This window comes from Rhizobium sp. L9 (genome assembly GCF_002531885.1).
Classification (GTDB): domain Bacteria; phylum Pseudomonadota; class Alphaproteobacteria; order Rhizobiales; family Rhizobiaceae; genus Rhizobium.
The window spans coordinates 197,212-215,996 of sequence record NZ_NWSZ01000017.1 but is presented as its reverse complement, the minus strand read 5'-3'; the positions used below and the strand labels follow the sequence as shown (position 1 = coordinate 215,996).

Annotated in this window: 21 protein-coding genes and 1 pseudogene; 9 read left to right on the top strand and 13 right to left on the bottom strand. The window is 62.0% G+C overall.

Annotated elements, in window-relative coordinates; all coding sequences use genetic code 11:
* Positions 1-195 precede the first annotated feature (195 nt).
* Complete coding sequence (locus CO660_RS18405; RefSeq protein WP_097599929.1) at positions 196-816, top strand: glutathione S-transferase family protein; 621 nt, start codon at positions 196-198, stop codon at positions 814-816.
* 60 nt (positions 817-876) lie between these two features.
* Here CO660_RS18405 and CO660_RS18400 read toward each other — a convergent pair whose 3' ends face one another.
* From CO660_RS18400 to CO660_RS18380, 5 genes are all read right to left on the bottom strand, one after another.
* On the bottom strand, positions 877-1,284 hold the full coding sequence (locus tag CO660_RS18400) for a type II toxin-antitoxin system VapC family toxin (protein ID WP_097599928.1): 408 nt from the start codon (positions 1,282-1,284) through the stop codon (positions 877-879).
* A complete protein-coding gene (locus CO660_RS18395) occupies positions 1,284-1,538 on the bottom strand; it encodes a type II toxin-antitoxin system Phd/YefM family antitoxin (RefSeq protein ID WP_097599927.1) in 255 nt (84 codons plus the stop codon). Before CO660_RS18395 ends, CO660_RS18400 begins: the two co-directional genes overlap by 1 nt.
* An 83-nt stretch (positions 1,539-1,621) precedes the next feature.
* Positions 1,622-2,425 (bottom strand): ABC-2 family transporter protein, encoded by an 804-nt coding sequence (locus tag CO660_RS18390; protein WP_097599926.1) that lies wholly within the window; start codon positions 2,423-2,425, stop codon positions 1,622-1,624.
* A 2-nt stretch (positions 2,426-2,427) separates the two neighbouring features.
* Positions 2,428-3,228, bottom strand: a complete 801-nt coding sequence (locus CO660_RS18385; protein ID WP_097599925.1) for an ABC-2 family transporter protein — start codon at positions 3,226-3,228, stop codon at positions 2,428-2,430.
* A gap of 43 nt (positions 3,229-3,271) precedes the next feature.
* Positions 3,272-4,273, bottom strand: coding sequence for an ATP-binding cassette domain-containing protein (locus tag CO660_RS18380; RefSeq protein WP_097599924.1), 1,002 nt, complete (start codon positions 4,271-4,273; stop codon positions 3,272-3,274).
* A gap of 41 nt (positions 4,274-4,314) precedes the next feature.
* On the opposite strand from CO660_RS18380, the gene CO660_RS18375 reads away from it, so the two are divergent.
* The gene (locus CO660_RS18375) at positions 4,315-4,602 is read left to right on the top strand and encodes a hypothetical protein (protein ID WP_097599923.1); all 288 of its coding nucleotides are present in this window, start codon (positions 4,315-4,317) and stop codon (positions 4,600-4,602) included.
* A gap of 51 nt (positions 4,603-4,653) precedes the next feature.
* On the opposite strand, the gene CO660_RS18370 is transcribed toward CO660_RS18375, so the two are convergent.
* From CO660_RS18370 to CO660_RS18365, 3 genes are all read right to left on the bottom strand, one after another.
* Complete coding sequence (locus CO660_RS18370; protein WP_097599922.1) at positions 4,654-5,211, bottom strand: DUF2087 domain-containing protein; 558 nt, start codon at positions 5,209-5,211, stop codon at positions 4,654-4,656.
* A 175-nt stretch (positions 5,212-5,386) separates the two neighbouring features.
* Positions 5,387-5,611 carry a hypothetical protein gene (locus CO660_RS33870; RefSeq protein WP_245421342.1) on the bottom strand — a complete coding sequence of 75 codons (225 nt, stop codon included), beginning with the start codon at positions 5,609-5,611 and terminating at the stop codon, positions 5,387-5,389.
* On the bottom strand, positions 5,608-6,255 hold the full coding sequence (locus tag CO660_RS18365; protein WP_245421341.1) for an SDR family NAD(P)-dependent oxidoreductase: 648 nt from the start codon (positions 6,253-6,255) through the stop codon (positions 5,608-5,610). Before CO660_RS18365 ends, CO660_RS33870 begins: the two co-directional genes overlap by 4 nt.
* Before the next feature lie 278 nt (positions 6,256-6,533).
* Between CO660_RS18365 and CO660_RS18360 the strand changes: the two genes are divergently transcribed.
* Complete coding sequence (locus CO660_RS18360; RefSeq protein WP_097599921.1) at positions 6,534-6,995, top strand: DUF2231 domain-containing protein; 462 nt, start codon at positions 6,534-6,536, stop codon at positions 6,993-6,995.
* An 84-nt stretch (positions 6,996-7,079) separates the two neighbouring features.
* Here CO660_RS18360 and CO660_RS18355 read toward each other — a convergent pair whose 3' ends face one another.
* The gene (locus tag CO660_RS18355; protein ID WP_097599920.1) at positions 7,080-7,280 is read right to left on the bottom strand and encodes a hypothetical protein; all 201 of its coding nucleotides are present in this window, start codon (positions 7,278-7,280) and stop codon (positions 7,080-7,082) included.
* 182 nt (positions 7,281-7,462) lie between these two features.
* Between CO660_RS18355 and CO660_RS18350 the strand changes: the two genes are divergently transcribed.
* A complete protein-coding gene (locus tag CO660_RS18350) occupies positions 7,463-8,359 on the top strand; it encodes a LysR substrate-binding domain-containing protein (RefSeq protein WP_097599919.1) in 897 nt (298 codons plus the stop codon).
* Between the two features lie 3 nt (positions 8,360-8,362).
* On the opposite strand, the gene CO660_RS18345 is transcribed toward CO660_RS18350, so the two are convergent.
* Positions 8,363-9,028 carry a glutathione S-transferase family protein gene (locus CO660_RS18345; protein WP_097599918.1) on the bottom strand — a complete coding sequence of 222 codons (666 nt, stop codon included), beginning with the start codon at positions 9,026-9,028 and terminating at the stop codon, positions 8,363-8,365.
* Between the two features lie 205 nt (positions 9,029-9,233).
* On the opposite strand from CO660_RS18345, the gene CO660_RS18340 reads away from it, so the two are divergent.
* Positions 9,234-9,383: a hypothetical protein gene (locus CO660_RS18340; RefSeq protein WP_176536303.1), complete on the top strand. Its 150-nt coding sequence runs from the start codon at positions 9,234-9,236 to the stop codon at positions 9,381-9,383.
* A 69-nt stretch (positions 9,384-9,452) separates the two neighbouring features.
* On the top strand, positions 9,453-9,917 hold the full coding sequence (locus CO660_RS18335) for a YbhB/YbcL family Raf kinase inhibitor-like protein (RefSeq protein WP_097599917.1): 465 nt from the start codon (positions 9,453-9,455) through the stop codon (positions 9,915-9,917).
* Between the two features lie 19 nt (positions 9,918-9,936).
* On the opposite strand, the gene CO660_RS18330 is transcribed toward CO660_RS18335, so the two are convergent.
* The gene (locus CO660_RS18330; RefSeq protein ID WP_097599916.1) at positions 9,937-11,304 is read right to left on the bottom strand and encodes a TIGR03808 family TAT-translocated repetitive protein; all 1,368 of its coding nucleotides are present in this window, start codon (positions 11,302-11,304) and stop codon (positions 9,937-9,939) included.
* Between the two features lie 246 nt (positions 11,305-11,550).
* On the opposite strand from CO660_RS18330, the gene CO660_RS18325 reads away from it, so the two are divergent.
* A complete protein-coding gene (locus CO660_RS18325) occupies positions 11,551-13,845 on the top strand; it encodes an EAL domain-containing protein (RefSeq protein WP_097599944.1) in 2,295 nt (764 codons plus the stop codon).
* A gap of 35 nt (positions 13,846-13,880) precedes the next feature.
* Here CO660_RS18325 and CO660_RS18320 read toward each other — a convergent pair whose 3' ends face one another.
* Positions 13,881-14,603, bottom strand: a complete 723-nt coding sequence (locus tag CO660_RS18320; protein WP_097599915.1) for a LuxR family transcriptional regulator — start codon at positions 14,601-14,603, stop codon at positions 13,881-13,883.
* Positions 14,604-15,066: 463 nt separating this feature from the next.
* Here CO660_RS18320 and CO660_RS18315 point away from each other — a divergent pair, with 463 nt between their 5' ends.
* Entirely contained in the window at positions 15,067-16,857 is a 1,791-nt protein-coding gene (locus CO660_RS18315; RefSeq protein WP_097599914.1) for a PAS domain-containing methyl-accepting chemotaxis protein, read from the top strand.
* A 19-nt stretch (positions 16,858-16,876) separates the two neighbouring features.
* Here the strand turns inward: CO660_RS18315 and CO660_RS18310 are convergent.
* A pseudogene (locus tag CO660_RS18310) lies at positions 16,877-17,847 on the bottom strand (glycerophosphodiester phosphodiesterase family protein).
* A gap of 122 nt (positions 17,848-17,969) precedes the next feature.
* On the opposite strand from CO660_RS18310, the gene CO660_RS18305 reads away from it, so the two are divergent.
* Positions 17,970-18,773 (top strand): alpha/beta hydrolase, encoded by an 804-nt coding sequence (locus CO660_RS18305; protein ID WP_097599913.1) that lies wholly within the window; start codon positions 17,970-17,972, stop codon positions 18,771-18,773.
* Positions 18,774-18,785: the final 12 nt, after the last annotated feature.

Genomic DNA, 18,785 nt, shown 5'->3' with positions numbered 1-18,785 from the left:
GGCGGCCACCCGCCCGGCAGGCATCAATATCCTACATTTTTCTTATCCAAGAAGGTGGCGGCAGCCGGATGAGGGGCAGCCTCCCGGCACGCCGTTCATTGTCCGGCTCCCGAAAGCCTAGGCAACCGCCATCTCCCCCGGTTCCGGCGCACCAATCCCCGCGCTATAAGACGTGCCGAAAGGGAGTCGATAACCATGCTGACATTATATTACGCGTCCGGAACCTGCGCGCTCGCAAGCCTGATTGCTCTCGAAGAATCCGGCCTTGCATTCGAAACGAAAAAGCTCAACTTCCGCGACGGCGAGCAGCGTTCGCCGGACTATCTGAAGATCAATCCGAAGGGCCGGGTGCCGGCGCTCGTTACCGAGCGCGGCGTGCTGACGGAAACGCCGGCGATTCTCGGCTTCATCGCTGAAAGCGCCCCGGCCGCGAAGCTCGCGCCGCTCGGCGATGCCTTCGAAATGGCGCGGCTGCAATCCTTCAACAGCTATCTCTGCTCGACCGTGCATGTGAACCATGCCCACCGCCCGCGCGGCTCCCGCTGGGCCGACGAGCCGGCGGCGCTCGATGCGATGAAGGCGAAGGTGCCGCAGAATATGGCCGATTGCTTCACGCTGATCGAAGAGAAGATGTTCGAAGGCCCGTGGGTGATGGGTGAGACCTATTCGCTTGCCGATCCCTATCTCTTCGTCATGACCGACTGGCTGCCGTCCGACGGCGTCGATCCCGCCCGTTTCGCAAAGGTCAGCGACCATCACGCCCGCATGCTGCAGCGCCCCGCCGTCCAGCGGGCGCTGGCCTATGACCGGGGCTGATCCGCCCTGAGATGTTAAAACCCGTCTGTGATGCGGGGCCGGTCGTAGCCGCCCCTGCATTCACGCTGACGTCTGCCAGGGGTCGATTACGGATGCACCGGTGTCGCGGAAATCGCCGACATTGCGGGTGACGACGATGAGATCGTGGACGATCGCCGTCGCAGCGATCAGTCCATCAATGTCGCCGCGCGGCCGGATTGCTGCGATGCGGCCCCATTCCACGGCAATCTGATCGGTCACCGGAAGGATACGGCTGCCATGGTCGTGGCGCAGCTTGCGCAGCCACTCGGCTAAGTGGGTCGCGGCCTTCGGATCCGACCTCTGTTTGAGGGCAATGCCGCGCATGATCTCGCCGAGCGTCAACGCGCTCAGATGGATGCTCAGCGGATCGACGGAGCGCAGCCAGGAAACCGCCTGCGGCATGCTGCGTCGCGCCTCAGAGACGATATTGGTATCGACGAGATACATCAGAAGGTCACGCCACGGCTGGGACTCTTGGCCCTCGCTTCAACCGCATCGGCGAGATCATCGTCCCAGGCAGGACCGCCCAGCAGATCATCGACCAGCGTCGGACGGCCGGCACGCAGGGCGTCGTAATCGCCGGCGGACAATACGACAGCCGCGCGCTCACCGCGCAAGGTGACCACTTGCGGTCCTTCGTCTCGCGCCTTCTGCACCACTTTCGAGAACTGGTTCTTCGCGTCCTGCAATTGCCATTCCATAAAACTGCTCCTGGCTAGACTGTCTAGCTATATAAGAGAGGAAGGGCGGCAGGTCAATGAGGGTGTTCTCGGCTGGCCGATCATCAGCCGCCGGCGCCCTGGTATTTGCGGGTGGCGTAGCGCCAGTGGGCGATGCCGATGAGCACCCAGACCGGGCCGGCGGCGAGCGCCACCGGCTCGGCCCAATCGCCGAGAATCGGGATCGGCTTTCCGAGCAGGGCGCCGACCGGGACCGAGCTGGTCAGCGCCAGCGGCACGGCGGTGATCAGGGTAAGCTGGATGCTGCCGGGGAAGATGTTGAGCGGATAACGCGTCAGCTCCCAAAAGCCGAAGAAGATCGAGAACAGGTGGTTCGAGCGTACCCACATCAGAGCCGTCGCGCCGATCATGGTGATCATCGCACCGGTGAGCAGCGTCGCACTGGCGATCGCGGCCAGCAGGAACTCCACGGACGCGGCCGTCCAGGCGAAATCGACCGACAGGACAGCCCAGCAGAGCAGCGGTACCGCCAGGATAATATGACCGGCATAGCCGATATTGAGGCCGGAAAAGACGAGATAGGCCCAGGGGCTGAACGGCTTGACCAGGAGCGTATCATAGGTGCCGAGCCGCACCAGCTCCTCGAGATCGCGCAATTGCACGAAGCTCATAGCCGCACCCAGGGAATAGGCAAGCAGCTGAAAGCTGAAGAGCAGCGCCAGCTCCGGCCAGGTCCAGCCGCCAAGCGTCTGGAAGCGGGCAAGCAGGATGCCGATCGTGGCAAAGACGCTGCCATAGGAAAGGATCTGCGCAAGCCGGTCGAGCCAGAAGGCGCCGCGATATTCCATTTGCGAGCGCACATGCATGCGCACCAGAAGCGGAATAACGCGCAGGTGATGGAGGAGCACGATCAGCCTCCCTGCACGGTTATGCGGCGCGAGGCCAGGCGCCATAGCCAGAGCACGCCCAAAAGGAACAGTCCGGCCCAGCCGAGACCGAGGCCGAGATGCAGCCAGGTATCGGCGACGGAAAGCCTGCCGAGATAGACCGCGTTGGGATAATAGACGACCCAGGCGAAGGGCAGGTGGCGGGCGATCGTCGCTAAGGGCTCGGGGAAGAACCAGAAGGGCACCAGCAGGCCGGAGAACAGATGCAGCAGGGCGCCGAGAATCCAGTCCAGCGAGAAGCTCGTCATCAGCCAGAAGGCGATCAGCCCGAACAGCGCCGACATCAGGAAGATCAGCACGAAAGATAGCGCCCAGAAGGCGATAAACATCAGACCGTGAAACAGGCTCGCCGGCGCCACCATGCCGTAAAACAAGGCGGTGAAGGCGACGGTCGGGATCACCTGCGTCGCGAGGCGGTAGGAAAAGCTGCCGCATTCATTGGCGAAGAGATAGAGCGGATAGGAAAGCGGCTTCAGTAGCCAGACGGCGATATCGCCTGTTTTGAGCGACCGGCCGATCTCGCCGATGACCCTTTCCGGACGGGTGGCGCCCATGACAGCGCCGCCGAGCAGGGCGTAGGTCACCATCTGCTGCAGCGAGACGCCGTCGACGACGGTCGCGCCGACGCCGGCATAAACGGCGAGCCAGATGGCGACGCGGGCGACGACCTGCACCAGCTTGCCGAATATATTGGCCCAGACCTCGTTGCGATAGGCGAGCTGCGCGTGGAAAGCGCTGCGTGTGAAGGCCAGATAAGCGCTCATGGTGTGGGCGCCTGGGCGTTGCGGGCGAAGGCGAGATAGGTGCTCATGAGGCTCGGGCCCTGGCGTTGCGGCCCTCGTAGAAGGTGCGGATGACCTCTTCGATGTCGGGCTCGTGCAGCGCTACATCCTTGAGGTCGCGGTCGCTGCCGACCTCCGAAAGGATCTTGACCAGCGACACGTCCTCGCGCTCGATCAGATATTCCTTGCGCAGGCCCTCATCGCTGACGAGCGACGCCGTGCTGAGCCGCAATGGCCCCGGGTCGCTGGCAAATTCCAGCGTCAGCCGCCGGGCCGAGCCGAGGGCGGCGCGCAGGCTGCGCAATTCGCCGTCGAAGATCAGCCTGGAGTGATCGACCATGATCAGTCGCGGGCAGATCGTCTCGATGTCCTGCAGATCATGAGTGGTGAGGATGATGGTGACGCCGCGTTCCCGGTTGATCTCGGCGAGAAAGCGCCGCACCGCATCCTTGGCAACCACGTCGAGCCCGATCGTCGGTTCGTCGAGAAACAGAATCTTCGGATCGTGCAGCAGCGACATGACGATCTCGGCGCGCATGCGCTGGCCGAGGCTGAGCTGGCGCACCGCCCGGTCGAGGAAGGGCGAGAGGTCGAGCAGCTCGCTGAACTGGCCCAGATTGTTGATATAGCGGGCGGCCGGGATATCATAGATGCGCTGGTGCAGGGTAAAGCTGTCGATCAGCGGCAGATCCCACCAAAGCTGGCTGCGCTGGCCGAAGACGACGCCGATCTCGCGCGCATTATCCATGCGGGAGAGATGCGGCGTGCGGCCGAGCACCGAAAGCGTTCCTGAACTGGGCACCAGAATACCGGTCATCATCTTGATCATCGTCGATTTGCCGGCGCCGTTCGGGCCGAGATAGCCGACGGCCTCGCCGGCCGTAATATCGAAGCTGATATCGGAAACGGCCTGAACCTCGGTATATTCGCTGGTCACCAGCGTCTTGAAGGCGCCGATGAGACCCGGAAATCTCTTGTGCTGCCGGAAGCGCTTGCTGACGCCCCGTGCTTCGATCAAAGCCGGCATGTCTATTCCCTCGGATATGAAGCGAGCCGACTCGGGCGGCGATGGGCTTGAGAACGCAGGCTAACGCGAAGTGGGATTCGTTCAAGCTGAAGTTGCGTTTCGATCGATCACTTCGGCCTTGTATCGCCACGACCTTGACCGATCTCCGCCTGCGCTACATTGAAGGCATGGACAAGATCTACGCCTTGCTCATCGTTGCCGCGGCCATTGCGATCATCTTCCTCGCAGGCCGATGGAACACCTCGGATGCCGATCACTATATGGGCTTCGGCAATCTTCGTCCGCGCCGCAAGAGGCAGGGCGGCGATGATGATACGCAAGAAGAATGAGGCGCCTGATCGAAGGCTCTCTTCGATCAGGCGCTTCCGCGGAGGTCGGCATCAGCTCGCTTGGCGTTCGGAACGCTGACTGAGGATTGCCGATGCGTGTATCGGCATCGGCCGTTCGACGCGCCGGTAGACGCTGCCGTCGCGCGTCCGGCTCATCAGTCCGAGCTCGCAGAGTTCCCGACGCAGCAATGCGTGATCTCCAAACAGGTGCCTGTCGCGAAGAAGAGCATTGACCTCCTTCTCGGACATCTCCGTGGTCGAGGGAATCTGTGACCACAGAAGCCAAAGCGCTGTGATCTGATCCATGCGCCGCGAGGGCCAGCGCACTAGGCGGAGCTCTTCGTCAAAGCTGCGCTGAACGCGATCGATATGATTCCGGTCGATCTCGACATTGGCGGCAGGCACGGATGCCGGTAGCTGCCCCTCGCTCTCTGCGGGACCGGCTTTTGCACGCAGGCTCTGGAAATTGCCGCAACCGGCAGCCCGTGCCAGCATGTTCAAGAATTGGAGGTGAGATGGAAGCCCTTCGTGGGCGGAGAGCTGGAGGCGCAGCGACTTGGCAAATGAGGACGCATCGCTCACCTGCAGAGGAATGAGTTTTCTGGACATGACCTATCCTTTGGTCGTGCCGTTCCGGATGGATTACCGGTGATCGCCCTTCCGACATGGCACGGGATCGATGTCCATATCTCGGTTATTGTCAGGTTTAGCGAGTTCCGAAGAACGGCGATGCCTGGGTGAACTGCAGACCCGACGCAGCAATTATCATCGGGCTCTCGATATTTCAACAGTCTTCCAGTTCGCTGGCTCCGGCAGAGGGCCCGGCGTTCCCGGCAAAGTCGGCAGCGCAAAGTGGAACCGGCCGGGTGCCGTCGACATCGGCGATGCCGTATTCCCGCGCCAATGCCGCGGCGATCAGCACGTGCCCGGATTTCGACATGAGCAGCGGGTCGCGCCACAGCCCGCCAATGACATCGCCGATGAACTGAGGTGATTCCGAATTGCTCATGTCGAAATGCTCGGCGTTCTCAAGAACGGCTTCGGTGCGGACGAGCCCCGGATAAAGCGCAACGGCGGCGACACTGTGAGGCGCAGCTCATGGGCGAAGTCTGCGGCCATCTTGTCGGCGGCGGCCTTGGCGATGCCATAGACCGCATTGCCTTCGTAGAGCTGGGCCGCCCAGAAGGAAATGTTGACGATGAGGCCGCGTCGCGCCGAGATCATCAACGGAGCGACCGCGCGCGACATAATGAAAGCGCCCCTGAGCGCGGTGCCAATCATCGCCTCCCACCGCCACACCGGCTGCTCCCAAAATGGCCTGGGCCAGGTGAATTCCCCGTCTTCCACCATACGTTCGTAGCCCGGCCATGCATTGTTCACCAGAATATCCAGCCTGCCGCCGGCCCGGATCGCTTCGGCCACCCGCTCGCTGTCGGCGTCGCTAGCGTGGTCGCATCGATGGACGGAAAGGCGCCCCGGCAGTTTTGCCGCTTCAAACTCGAGCCCCTCAAGCGATCCCGCCTGCTTTGCCTCCGCCTCGAAACGCGTCCTGCCGGTCACATGAACGGTGGCGCCTTCGGCAAGCAGAGCAAGGGCAATGCCGCGCCCTATGCCGCGGCTCCCGCCGGTGACCAAAGCGACGACGTCTTTCATGGTGGGCTCTCCTTGATGGCTGTCGATCGACGCGCATGGCGCATACTGGCAGAGAGGCTTGTCCTGCCGGATCGCTTTTTGCAAGGCCCGGAGCCAGGCAGCCCTTGTCCACAGCCGGAGGTTTCAACCGTGGCGCCCTGACCGGGAACAAGCGCGACGTTCTGATGTTCGGAGGCCATCGGCGTCGGGCCACCGAGTCGTCGCCCCAATATGAGATCAAGAGCGACCATATCGCTGCCACAGCGAAGACGCATTGAGAGAGATCGGAGCAAGATAGGATGAACCCGAAGAGTACCTTGAGCATTGCCGGTCATCCGATCCACCCGATGTTGATCCCGTTCCCGGTCGCGGCCTTCGTCGGAACGCTGGTCGTCGACATCGTCTACGCCCGCTCGGGCGATCCAGCCTGGGCAGCTGCGACGAACTGGATGCTCGGCGCCGGCCTTGTCGTGGCGGCGCTGGCGGCCGTTGCCGGCTTGATCGACTTCTTCGGCGACAGCCGCATTCGCGAGCTGCGCGACGCCTGGTTCCATATGATCGGCAACATCGTCCTCGTCCTGATCGAGGCCTTCAACCTCTGGCGGCGGATGGCCGAAGGCAGCGACTTCATCGTGCCGACCGGATTGGTGCTGTCTCTGGTCGCAACCGCCCTTCTTCTGTTCAACGGCTGGAAGGGCTGGGAAATGGTCTATCGCTATCGCGTTGGCGTCAGCGAAGAACCCGGCAATCAGAGGAAATAGGTGATACGGCCCGATGCTCCGCCGAGCTAGCATACGGCAATCGACGTCTTCCTGCGGATCGCAGCCGCATTCCAAGCCTGATGGTCACGCGCATTTCGCAAGCGGCGGTTTGGCCTCGGCCGAGAGGACATTCTCCAATCCCAATGGCAGATCGGCGATTTCGCGGAGCGACATGCGTTCGACGTCAGGGTGCCGCAGCGGATCGTCCTCCCAGGTTTGGTTTCCGACAATTTGTGGGCGGCCGGCAGCGAAGGCCGACCTCAAGAAAAACTTCAGCAGTGACATGACGTGCTTCCTCTTTCCCGGTCGCGCCGATGATGGGGAGCACCCGGCGCTGAGCCACTCTTTCCGCATCGCCAATCCATGTTGCTCATGGAAGTCGAGCGGCATCGCCAATGCCGGAAATGTCGGCTTCCGCAGCCGAATTTTCAATTGAGATTACCGTGCTGGTGCTATAGAAAAACTATATGAAGAACCTGAATTCCGTTCATCTCAACGGTCTGCGGGCGCTGGAGGCTGTCGGTCGTCTCGGCTCGTTGCAGGCGGCGGCAGACGAGCTCGGCGTTTCGGTCGGCGCCGTCAGCCAGCAGGTGATCAAGGCCGAAGCGCAGTTGGGGCAAGTGATCTTCGAGCGCACCGCCCGGGGCATGATCGCTACCGAAGCCGGCCGGCCGGTGCTTGCAGCGCTCGACGAAGGCTTTGCCCGTCTTTTGCAGGCAGTCTCGATCGCAAGCCGCAAGGACGATACGATCCTGACCATTTCGGTGGCGCCGGTCTTCGCCGCCCGCTGGCTCGTCCATCGGCTTCATCGGTTCGCCGAACGTTACCCCGACATCAAGCTGCGGCTGGATGCAACGACCAATCTCGTCAATCCCGCGATCTCAGACGTCGACATTGGCATCCGCGTCGGCGCCGGCAAATGGCCCGATGTGAAGGCCGAACTGCTGCTGGAGCAGGAGGTCTTTCCCGTTTGTTCGCCCGAAATGGCGGCGAACCTGAAACAGCCCGCCGACATCCTCGCTTTGCCTGCCATCATTGATGGCCTTGCCATGTTCAGCTGGGAAGTCTGGATGCGCGAGGCAGGGCTGTCGGGCGCGACACTGTCGACGCGCCACGTCTTCAACGACGCCTCGCTCTGCCTAGATGCGGCGATCGCCGGCCAGGGCGTCATGCTCGCTTGGCAGACGCTTGCCGCCTTCGCGCTGGCCGAAGGCCGGCTGGCGGCACCCTTCGGCATTCGCGCGAAAACCGGCTTCGGCCATTATTTTGTGACGGCCGAAGGCGCGCGCGAGCCAAAGAAGGTCAAGGATTTCAAGGCCTGGATCCGTGAGGAAATGGCCGGCACGCTGGCGCTGTTCCAGTAGGCCTTAGACTTCGATCGGCTCCTTGCCGCGCGCCGCCTGCATCGCCTTGTAGGCCGGGCGGGACTGGCAGCGTTCGATCCAGGCCTTGATGTTCGGATGCACGTCGAAAAGGTCCGTCTCGCTCTGGGCATAGCGCAGCACCTCGGCGATGTTGAGATCGGCGACGGTGAAGCGCTCGCCGACGATCCACTGACGGCCGGCGAGATGGCTTTCGAGCGCCACAAATGGCCGGCGCAGCCCGTAGCAGGCGGCGGCGATCGTCTGCTTGCCGTCCTCGCTCTTTTCAAGCCCGTTGTCATAGGTCAGCACGATGCGCACCGAATGCGGCTCGACTTGCGAAGCCGCCCAGATCGTCCACATCGTCAGCAATCCGTCTTCCTCGACGGTTTGGCCGGAAAGCGGCCCGCCATACTTACGCGCGAGGTAGAGATTGATTGCCAGCGACTCGTGCATGACGAGATCGCCGTCGCGAATGCTGGGGATCTGGGCCATCGGGTTGAGGGCTGCGAAATCAGGCGAATGCGTGTTGAGCGGCGCCTCTTCGGCGAGCGGGTCGGCGAGCCGCCTGGCCTGCAGCACCGGCACGGAGCGGAATTCGAGCCCGAGCTCCTCCGCCATCCAGTAGACGCGCGAAGCGCGCGATCGATAGACTCCATAGATTGTCAGCATGACGATACCCCCTCGATGTGTCGCACAAAAGGTAAACGCCGGATCACCCCAGGAAAAGTCCTCGCCGCTGATGGGACGATGAAAGCTTTTGATCTGGCGAGCGCCTTCCCCGGCGGCAGATCGAGCACAATTGCCTGACAGGGGGAACAATGAAAGGGCCGGCGGGTTGGACCCAGAGATTGGCGCCGTCGAGGCGTCGAATGCGATGACCCGCGTGCGCAGCGCGCACCAGGCAAAGGAGGCCTATCGGAAAGGCGATCTGAAGGCCGATCCGGACCCTCGCAATGACGATCGGGGCATCATGCGTGGCCGCAATCAGGAGAGCGAGCATAAAAAAGGGAGCGGTCGTCCCTGACGGTGAAGGAGCCCAGATCACAAAGGAGCCCCGATTAGGAAGGAGCCCCGATCAGGAAAGGAGAGTTTCATGACCTTGACATTGATCAGCACGGCTTTTGCCCAGGACCAGCCGATCCCGGAGAAATATGCGCGAGCCGGCGAGAACCTCTTTCCGCCGCTTGCCTGGAGCGGTGCTCCCGCCGGGACCCGGAGCTTCGCTCTGGTGGTCGAGGATCCGGATGCTCCGCGCGGCACGTTCCGCCACTGCGGCATTGCCAATATCCCGGCGCAGTGGAGCGCCCTTGCCGAAAGCGTCGATACGGCGCCGGAGCAAGCCCCCCGCTTCTACAAGAACGATTTCGGCAATGCCCGATACGACGGTCCGCAGCCGCCGGCAGGCGATCGCCCGCATCACTACATCTTCCGCCTGGCGGCCCTCGACGTGCCGAAGCTTTCTACTCCGGATGCCGCCGGTATCAGCGCAATGTGGGCGGAGGCGAAGAAACACGCATTGGCGGAAGCGACCGTCACCGGCACCTATCAGACGCACTGACCATAGGCCGAGCCGCCTGTCATGAAATACGGTTCCGTTCTACGGTGAGTTGCTTATAGGGTGAGCCGCCGCCCGCCATCTCGCCGGAGACCTGTTTGTCCCATTCGAAGCCGAGAACGGCCCCTTCGGCCGTCTCCTGGAAGACGTTGTCAGTGATGACGGCGGTGCCGGCGCGTTCGGCGACCGAGACGGCGCATCCCACAGGCGCCTTGCGTACCACGTTGCCGCTGACGACGACATTTCTGAGATAGGGCCCCCATCCGATCTGCAGGCCCCAGCGCGGCGCGCCCTCGATCACATTGCCCGACACCAGCGTATCGGCCTCCGCCGCAATGCCGATGCCGAAGCCGACCTCGTGCGCGTAGGGGCCTTTCAGCGTCAGGTTGCGCACGACATTGCCGGTGACGCTTGCGAGTCTGCCACCGTCGTCGAAATTGGCGATCGAAATACCGTTCGCCGCCCCGTCGATCACGTTGGCGGAAACGACCGCCCCTTCGAAGGCGAATTCGACATAGATCGCCGTCTCGCCCGAGCGCCGGCACTGATTGCTGCTGATCTGGATGTCCGAGGCTGAATTGGCGCGGATAGCGGTAAAGGCGCAGTCGGAAATCTGGTTGTTCACCACCATTACGCCATCGGCGCGAAAGACATTGATGCCGTTGCCGTTCTGACCGGTGCCGCCGTCATTGGCTCGGATGTTGGAAATCCGGTTGCCGGAGACGACCGTGCCGTCCTCCGCCTTCTTCCAGCGATGCACGAGAATGCCACCATTGCCGCAATCCGAGACCGTATTTGCCACGATCGAAAGATTGGCGGAATCGACAGCGTAGAGGCCGGACTGGGCGGCGCCCGAAATGCGGCTGCGTTCGATCCGCCCGCCACAGCGCTCCAGCTGCAGGCCGTGTTTGCGGCTGCCGCCGATCTCGCAATTGTCGATCAGCACCTCGTCGACTCCGGTAAATTGCAGAAGCCCGCCGGCGTAGTCGCCGAGCCAGCGGTTGCCGCCGTCGATGACGAGATTGGAAAGCTCGATGCGCCTGATGTTTTCGGCCGCAAACAGATGGCCGTCGCCGGTATAGACGATCCGCGAGGCGCCGGGCACGCCTGATATGCGGGTATTGTCGGGCAGGCTGAGGTTGGAGATCTTATAGGTGCCGGGCGGCAGGAAGACCGGCACGTTCTCGGCCGCCGCCTGTCTGATCATCTGCTCCAGGTTGCGGATTTTGCGGTCCCCAATTTCGGGAACGGCGCGATATTCCACCGCGTCGATCGTACCGCGGAGATCCGGCTGGCTGGCAGCCGTCAGCGGCGAGGCAAGCGTGCGCGATGTCCCGCCCGCAAGCGCGGAGGCGGCGAGAAAGAGAAGCATGTCGCGGCGAAAAGGCATTCCGGGCTCTCCTGTCATGACGCGCCCGTAGCAGAAAACGTGCCAGCCCGCCTGTCCTCTTTTGGCACAGGCCCGTCACATCAATCCGAAATTCTTGCTGCGACAGGGACCGACGGCAGGATCTCGCCGCTTATATTGGTGTGTTATTCACTCTTTCATTTAAGCAACCCGAAGGGAATGGAGACTACTTTGAAGGGAAAATAAATGGATGTTGCGGGCCTTCAGCCGCTGCGGGAGAATGGCGTTATGCACGAAGCGAGTGCCGGGCGATGGGAATCGCTCGATTCCCTGACGGCCGAAACACGGCGCTTCGTTGCCGCGACCGAGGCGATGATGGCGTCTGCCGCCCATCACCTCTCGGAAGGCGTTGAAAACCTGCGCCTGAAGGCGATTATCCACGAACTTCCGGACTTCCTCTACGTCAAGGATCGTGACAGCCGCTTTGTCTTCGCCAACGCCGTCACGGCGGCTAGCCTCGGCCTCAGCGCCGAAGAGATCGCCGGCAAGCGCGATTTCGACCTGTTCGATTTCGAGGCGGCGCGCCGCCATTTCGATATCGAGCAGCAGATCATGGCGAGCGGCGTAGCCCGCATCGACATGGAGGAGACGGTCGTCCTTCCCGGCGCCGTCAAGCCGGTATGCCGGTTGACCTCGAAAATACCGCTGCGCAACGATCGCGGCGAGGTCGTCGGGCTGATCGGCGTTTCCCGCGATATCACCGAACGCAAGCTGCAGGAGGATCTCCATCGCGGCCAGGCGAAACTGCTCGAGATGATCGCCCGCAATGAACCGCTGCCGATGATCCTCGAGGCGCTGGTGCTGATGATCGAAGCCCAGCTGACGGATATCGACGGCTCGGTTCTTCTGCTCGACGGCGAGGGCACCCGGCTCTATCACGGTGCGGCTCCCAATCTTCCCGGAGGCTACAGCCGGCTCATCGACGGTGTCACCATCGGCCCCAAGGTCGGCTCCTGCGGTACCGCCGCCTGGCGCGGCCAGCCCGTCATAGTCGAGGACGTGATGAGCGATCCGCTGTGGGAGGATTTCCGCGGGCTGGTTGCGCCTTTCGGCTTTCGCTCCTGCTGGTCGACGCCGATCGCTACCTCTGAGAACAATGTGCTCGGCACCTTCGCCCTCTATTCCAGGGAGGTACGCCGTCCGACGGAGCATGAAATGAGGCTGGTGGCGCTCGCCACCCACATCGCCGGCATCGCCATCGAACGCAAGCGCGTCGACGATCGCATCCATTTCATGGCGCATCATGACGATCTCACCGGCCTGCCGAACCGCGCCTTTCTGAAGGAAAGGCTGGCCGGCATCCTCGACCAGGCCCGGCGCAACAATCGCAAGGTCACGGTCGCCTATATCGATCTCGATAATTTCAAGGACGTCAATGACGGCCGCGGCCACGCCGCCGGCGACGAGGTGTTGAAGGAGATCGCCACCCGCATGGCCAACAGCATCCGTCCCTCGGATATGGTGGTGCGGCTCGGCGGAGACGAATTCCTCGTGGTGCTCGTCCACCAGTCGAGCCACGATGCCGGCATCACCCGCCGCCTTCGCGATCTGCAGAAGGCGATTACTCGGCCGATGCAAGGCGAGAGCGGTGAGATCATCATCACCTCGAGTATCGGCGTCGCCGCCTTTCCCGTCGACGGCTCCACCTCGGAAGAGCTTCTCGCCAATGCCGATCGCGCAATGTATCGCGCCAAGCAATTCGGCCGCAACACGCTGCAGCATCATGATGGCGACAGCAGCGGGGTCGGCATGCCGCGCGGCGAGCAGGAGGAGCTCCATCAGGCGATAACAGCCGATCAGCTGTTCCTGGAATATCAGCCGCAGGTCGATGTCGCCACCGGCCGCATCACCGGCATCGAGGCGCTGGTCCGTTGGAACCACCCGGCAAAGGGCAGGGTGCCGCCGGCGAGTTTCATCCCGATTGCCGAAGAGACCGGCCTCATCGTTCCCCTCGGCCTCTGGGTGCTGAACGAGGCCTGCCGCCAGGCGCGCAACTGGCAGGATATGGGCCTGACGCCGGTAACGATCGCCGTCAATGTTTCGGCGAAGCAGTTCGCCGATCCGGATTTTGCGAGCCAGGTCGGCGAGGCATTGGAGCGCAACCGCCTGCAATCCCGCTGGCTGGAGCTCGAGGTCACCGAAAGCGTGGTGATGCAGGATGCCGAGCGTGCGCTCGCCATGATGGAGCAGCTGAGGGCGCTCGGCGTGCGCCTGTCGATCGACGATTTCGGCTCCGGCTATTCCAGCCTTGCGGCACTGAAGACTTTCCCCTTCGACCGGCTGAAGATGGATCGTTCGCTGGTCGAGGCCTTGCCGGGCGATGAAACAGCCGTCGCCATCGCCTCGGCCGTCATCTCGCTGGCGCAGACGTTGAAGCTCTCGGTTCTCGCCGAAGGCGTCGAAACCGATGCCCAGATGGATTTCCTGCGGCAGGCACGCTGCGAGGAGGCGCAGGGCTACCGCTTCTCCAAGCCCGTCCCGCCGGAGGAGGTGCCGCTGTTGCTGCAGGCGCAGCTTCTCTGAACTTTTCCTAAGCTGGTCACCAGCCGATCGTTGGTTTAGACTCGAATAATGTTGAGACGCAGAGCGCTGACGACCGCCTGCGTTCTCGTCGTGCATCCCAGCTTCCTGATCACGCTGCCGATCTGATTGTTGACCGCGCTTTCCGACAGATCGAGAAGCTTCGCAATCTCGCTGCTCTTCCTGCCTCCGGCCGTCATCCTCAGGCAGTCCAGCTCGCTCTGCGTAAAGGCAACCGGCTTGTGTTTCTCGTTCAATGTCAGCTGGGACAGCCGATCATAGATGAGCGTCGCGATAAACAGGAGTTTCGCCATTTCGACCATGTTGAAATTCCGAGACCCCGAAATCGACATCGCACCGCGTCCGGCCGCGGCATCATGAACGGGAAAATAGGCGCCTTTTTCCATGCCGTACCGCCTGAACAACTCGATGACGGTGGACTTCTTGCCTTCGCCGCGATCGGTATTGATCGCCTCGACATCATAATTGAAGGGGCTGGTCGATCTCAGCATCCTCCGGATGACCGGGCTGTCGACCATCAGGTTATGGGCGTCGTAATAATCGACCATTTCCGCCGGCCAGTTGGTGATGATCTTCGTCGCGCCGATTTCGACGACATCGACCGAAGGAAGCGTCATGATCAGGAAGGCCGTCATCCCCAGATCCTGGGTGAGGCGCTTCATGTATTTGAAGACTTCGTAATGCGTCTTGAAGCCTGCAGCGACTTCCTCAATTCGATTGAACTCGGCCTCGAGCGGCATGTCTTTCTCCGATTGCCTCGCATCCGGCGCTTGGCGGCTGATGTGTCCACTTGCCGCTCGTATCTGAAGTTGATTCTGCCGGCTCGAAGGACGGAAAAAATATGCATGTGCAGAGAAAAACGGAAAGGCCCTTGACTGTTGGCAACGGGCGGGCGGCCGTTGATTAACAAAGAGTTTACGGATCTTCGAACCATTCGAACCCGGCCAAGGCGAAAAAATCGGTGGCGGCACGTTTGACAACGTCCCGAAAGTTCAGCATCCCTGGGGAAGCCTCAGGTCAAGTCGCTGTTTGTGCTTTGTTATTTTTCAGCGTTGCTCGGATGTCACGCATCCGGTTTCGAGACGGCTCGGTTAAAGGAAGCTTAAAGATTTTATCGGATTTTATTTCCGGGGTGCCCGTCCAGCGCAAGCCCGCGGTGGGTGGCGGCAGTCATGCGCTCGATTTGAGCGATGGGGGAACAGCATGAAGAAGATAGGATTCGGCTTCGGTTCGGATGCCAAGGCCGTGCTTGCCGCGATGAGCAGGTCGCAGGCCATCATCGAATTCGACCTTACCGGCAAGATTCTCACGGCCAATGCCAATTTCTGTGCTGCCCTCGGTTACGACTTGTCCGAGATTGTCGGCCAGCATCACCGGATGTTCGTCGAGCCGGCAGAAGCCTCGTCGGCCGATTATCGCGAGTTCTGGGCGAGGCTCAACCGAGGCGAGTTCGATCAGCGCCAGTACAAACGCATCGGCAAGGGCGGCAAGGAAATCTGGATCGAAGCCTCCTATAATCCGGTCTTCAGCGGCGGAAAACCCTACAAGGTCGTGAAGTTCGCGACCGATATCACCAAGCAGAAGCTGCAGAGCGCGGAGGATGCCGGCAAGATAAGCGCGCTGTCGCGCGCCCAGGCGGTTATCGAATTCACGCCGAAGGGCGAGATACTGACGGCCAACGAGAATTTCCTGTCGGCGCTCGGCTATCAGCTGGCCGAGATCCAGGGCCGCCATCATTCGATGTTTTGCGACAGCGCTTACGCCAACAGTGACAATTATCGGCGGTTCTGGGTGCGTCTGTCAGCCGGCGAATTCGTAGCTGACGAGTTCCTGCGCATCGGCAAGGGCGGCAAAAAGGTCTATATCCAGGCCTCCTACAACCCGATCTTCGATATGAACGGCAAAGTGTTCAAGGTCGTCAAGTTCGCGACGGACGTGACCGCCCGCGTCAACAACGTCGATCAGCTGGCGGCATCCCTGATGGCGCTGTCCGGCGGTGATCTGACCCAGGAAGTCGCAACTCCATTCATTCCGACGCTGGAAAAAATCCGGACCGACTTCAACGCCGCCGTCGGCAAGCTGCGCGCAGCGATGCAGGCCGTGGCCGAAAACGCAACCGGCATCGCGGCCGGAGCTCAGCAGGTTCGTTCCGCCTCGGACGATCTGTCGAAGCGCACGGAACAGCAGGCGGCCTCCGTCGAGGAAACCGCCGCCGCGCTCGAAGAGATCACCACAACCGTCTCCGATTCCAGCAACCGCGCCCAGGAGGCCGGCCAGTTGGTGCGGAGGACCCGCGAGAATGCCGAGCGCTCCGGCGCGGTTGTCCGCAACGCCGTCGAAGCCATGGGCAAGATCGAAACATCGTCGGCCGAGATCGGCAATATCATCGGCGTGATCGACGAAATCGCGTTTCAGACCAATCTGTTGGCGCTGAACGCCGGCGTCGAGGCGGCACGCGCGGGCGATGCCGGCAAGGGTTTTGCCGTAGTCGCACAGGAAGTTCGCGAGCTGGCTCAGAGATCGGCCAAAGCGGCGAAGGAGATTAAGGAGCTGATCAGCGCCTCCAACGAGCACGTGAAGAGCGGAGTGAGCCTAGTCGGGGAGACCGGCAAGGCTCTGAAAGAAATCGTCGCTCAGGTTCAGCAGGTCAACGGCAATGTTCTGGCAATCGTCGAAAGCTCCAAGGAGCAGGCGACGGGATTGAAGGAAATCAACACCGCGGTTAACACCATGGACCAGGGTACGCAGCAAAATGCGGCCATGGTCGAGGAATCGACGGCCGCCGCCCACAGCCTCGCCAAGGAGGCCGACGCGCTCTTCCAGCTGCTGGGGCAGTTTAACATCGGAAGCGGGGGCTTGCGCCAATCACGCCCCGCCGTGGCAACCGCGGCTTCCAGACCTATTCCATCGGCACCGCGTGCAATGGCCGCGAAGGTGAGCGCGGCCTTCCACGGCAATACGGCAGTCGCCGGCGGCGATTGGCAGGAGTTCTGAGGCGCGCGGAGACTCTGCCTCATTTCATGAGCTTGCCGATCGTCTCGATCTCATTCGTCCATAGGCCTGCCGCATAATCCCGCGGCAGCCGCGCCAACTGCGCGGCATCGTCGATGCCGGTGGAAAAATCGCCGCCGCGACAGGGGCCGAGCACGAAAACTCCGTTCCGGCATCCTGCATCCGGTTGAGAAAGCGGTCCGGCCAGCCCCACAGCCAAGGCGCGATATTGATCGGCACCAGCATCATCCGATGCTTGCAGGCCTCGGGCGGGAGGCCGGTCCAGCCATAGCCGATATAGCCGAACAGGCAGCCCTTCAGGCTTTTGCGCGAGGCGGTTTTGATATCCGGTGCGAGCCGGCCGAGAACGTCGATCGGCTCGTCGCCGCCATAGACGATGATGCCGGCCCGCTGTGCCGCCGGAAGCGCGTTCAGCACGGCGGCGAGCTTTTCCCCCTCGGACGGATCGCGGCTCTTGATGTTGATGAGAAAGCGCCGATCCGGAAAGGTCGAAAGTACTTGCGCCAGCGTCGGCATCATGCCGATGCCCTGGCCGCGAAATGGAAAGGTCTTGCCGCCGTCGGCGGTATAGCCGTATCCGATGTCGAGCCTTCTCATTTCAGCCATCGATTGCTTGCGGGTCACGCCGTGTCCGTCGGTGCGGCAGTCGAGCGTCCAGTCGTGAAAGACGGCGAATTCGCCGTCCGTTGTCGGATGCACGTCCATCTCGACGACATCTGCGCCGGCGGCGAAGCCCGCCTGCATCGAGGCAATAGTGTTCTCCAGATAGTCGTGTTTCGGCGGCAGCATGCGGCTCGCCGTGCAGGTGTCGTTCTTCAGATCGTTCTCGTCGAACCGTTGGGCGATGCCGCGATGAGCGAGCAGCACCGGCTTTCCCGGCCGATGTTCGGCAATGCGGCTGGTATTGTTGAGATAAATGGCGGCGGCCGCGAGCGCGATCGCCGCCGCGCAATAGAAAAGCTTCCTGCCCATCTCTCTGCTCCTCCTGATTGCATCGACGAAGGCAACAGCTAGAAAGCGATTCTGGTTGTTCTTGGGCTGTTTTCCGGCTTTTCTATGCGCGGGATTATTCGCCGGAAAGGATTGGGACCGCTATGGAACGACAGGACGACGAGCTCATTCATTTCGAAGCGCAGGGGGCGGCCCCGCTGCCATTGGCTGCTGTCGAAGGCCATGTCGGGCGCGCAGGCGCCCGCATCTGGTATGCGAGCTACGGCACAGGCCCTGCCGTCATTCTGCTGCATGGCGGCCTCGGCCATAGCGGCAACTGGGGCTACCAGGTCCCGGCGCTCCTTGCCAGTGGCCGCCGTGTCGTGCTGATCGATAGCCGCGGCCATGGACGAAGCACCCGCGATGTCAGTCCCTACAGCTATGAGCTGATGGCTGCCGACGTGCTGGCGGTGATGGACGAACTGCGGCTGGAAACGGCGGCGTTCGTCGGCTGGAGCGACGGCGCCTGCATCGCGCTGATCCTCGCCATGACGGCGCCGTCGCGTGTGGAGGGCGTCTTTTTCTTCGCCTGCAACATGGATCCGAACGGCACGCTGGAATTCGTTCCGACTCCGGTCATCGACCGATGTTTCGCCCGCCACGCCAAGGATTATGCGGCATTGTCCGCCACGCCGGACGATTTCAATTCCTTCGTCGAGGCGGTCAGCCTGATGATGCGGACCGAGCCGAATTATGGGGCGGCCGACCTCGGCCGCATCGGCGTTCCGGTCGCGATCGTGCTCGGCGAACACGACGAATTCATCAAAGCCGAGCATGCCGAATATCTTGCCGGCAGCATCCCGGACGCTCAGATGATTTATCTGCCTGGCGTCAGCCATTTCGCCCCTTTGCAGCGGCCGGCGGAGTTCAACGCAGCAATCATATCCTTTCTCGACGGGATCAGGTGATGACGATCGCTT

What these genes read in the sequence shown, in the direction of transcription:
- CO660_RS18375 (WP_097599923.1), top strand. Translation starts at nt 4,315, where the DNA reads ATGGGCTTGAGAACGCAGGCTAACGCGAAGTGGGATTCGTTCAAGCTG.
- CO660_RS18385 (WP_097599925.1), bottom strand. Translation starts at nt 3,228, where the DNA reads ATGAGCGCTTATCTGGCCTTCACACGCAGCGCTTTCCACGCGCAGCTC.
- CO660_RS18320 (WP_097599915.1), bottom strand. Translation starts at nt 14,603, where the DNA reads ATGCCGCTCGAGGCCGAGTTCAATCGAATTGAGGAAGTCGCTGCAGGC.
- CO660_RS18350 (WP_097599919.1), top strand. Translation starts at nt 7,463, where the DNA reads ATGAAGAACCTGAATTCCGTTCATCTCAACGGTCTGCGGGCGCTGGAG.
- CO660_RS18405 (WP_097599929.1), top strand. Translation starts at nt 196, where the DNA reads ATGCTGACATTATATTACGCGTCCGGAACCTGCGCGCTCGCAAGCCTG.
- CO660_RS18305 (WP_097599913.1), top strand. Translation starts at nt 17,970, where the DNA reads ATGGAACGACAGGACGACGAGCTCATTCATTTCGAAGCGCAGGGGGCG.
- CO660_RS18340 (WP_176536303.1), top strand. Translation starts at nt 9,234, where the DNA reads ATGACCCGCGTGCGCAGCGCGCACCAGGCAAAGGAGGCCTATCGGAAA.
- CO660_RS18365 (WP_245421341.1), bottom strand. Translation starts at nt 6,255, where the DNA reads ATGAAAGACGTCGTCGCTTTGGTCACCGGCGGGAGCCGCGGCATAGGG.
- CO660_RS33870 (WP_245421342.1), bottom strand. Translation starts at nt 5,611, where the DNA reads ATGAGCAATTCGGAATCACCTCAGTTCATCGGCGATGTCATTGGCGGG.
- CO660_RS18335 (WP_097599917.1), top strand. Translation starts at nt 9,453, where the DNA reads ATGACCTTGACATTGATCAGCACGGCTTTTGCCCAGGACCAGCCGATC.
- CO660_RS18330 (WP_097599916.1), bottom strand. Translation starts at nt 11,304, where the DNA reads ATGCCTTTTCGCCGCGACATGCTTCTCTTTCTCGCCGCCTCCGCGCTT.
- CO660_RS18395 (WP_097599927.1), bottom strand. Translation starts at nt 1,538, where the DNA reads ATGGAATGGCAATTGCAGGACGCGAAGAACCAGTTCTCGAAAGTGGTG.
- CO660_RS18380 (WP_097599924.1), bottom strand. Translation starts at nt 4,273, where the DNA reads ATGCCGGCTTTGATCGAAGCACGGGGCGTCAGCAAGCGCTTCCGGCAG.
- CO660_RS18315 (WP_097599914.1), top strand. Translation starts at nt 15,067, where the DNA reads ATGAAGAAGATAGGATTCGGCTTCGGTTCGGATGCCAAGGCCGTGCTT.
- CO660_RS18400 (WP_097599928.1), bottom strand. Translation starts at nt 1,284, where the DNA reads ATGTATCTCGTCGATACCAATATCGTCTCTGAGGCGCGACGCAGCATG.
- CO660_RS18370 (WP_097599922.1), bottom strand. Translation starts at nt 5,211, where the DNA reads ATGTCCAGAAAACTCATTCCTCTGCAGGTGAGCGATGCGTCCTCATTT.
- CO660_RS18360 (WP_097599921.1), top strand. Translation starts at nt 6,534, where the DNA reads ATGAACCCGAAGAGTACCTTGAGCATTGCCGGTCATCCGATCCACCCG.
- CO660_RS18325 (WP_097599944.1), top strand. Translation starts at nt 11,551, where the DNA reads ATGCACGAAGCGAGTGCCGGGCGATGGGAATCGCTCGATTCCCTGACG.
- CO660_RS18345 (WP_097599918.1), bottom strand. Translation starts at nt 9,028, where the DNA reads ATGCTGACAATCTATGGAGTCTATCGATCGCGCGCTTCGCGCGTCTAC.
- CO660_RS18355 (WP_097599920.1), bottom strand. Translation starts at nt 7,280, where the DNA reads ATGTCACTGCTGAAGTTTTTCTTGAGGTCGGCCTTCGCTGCCGGCCGC.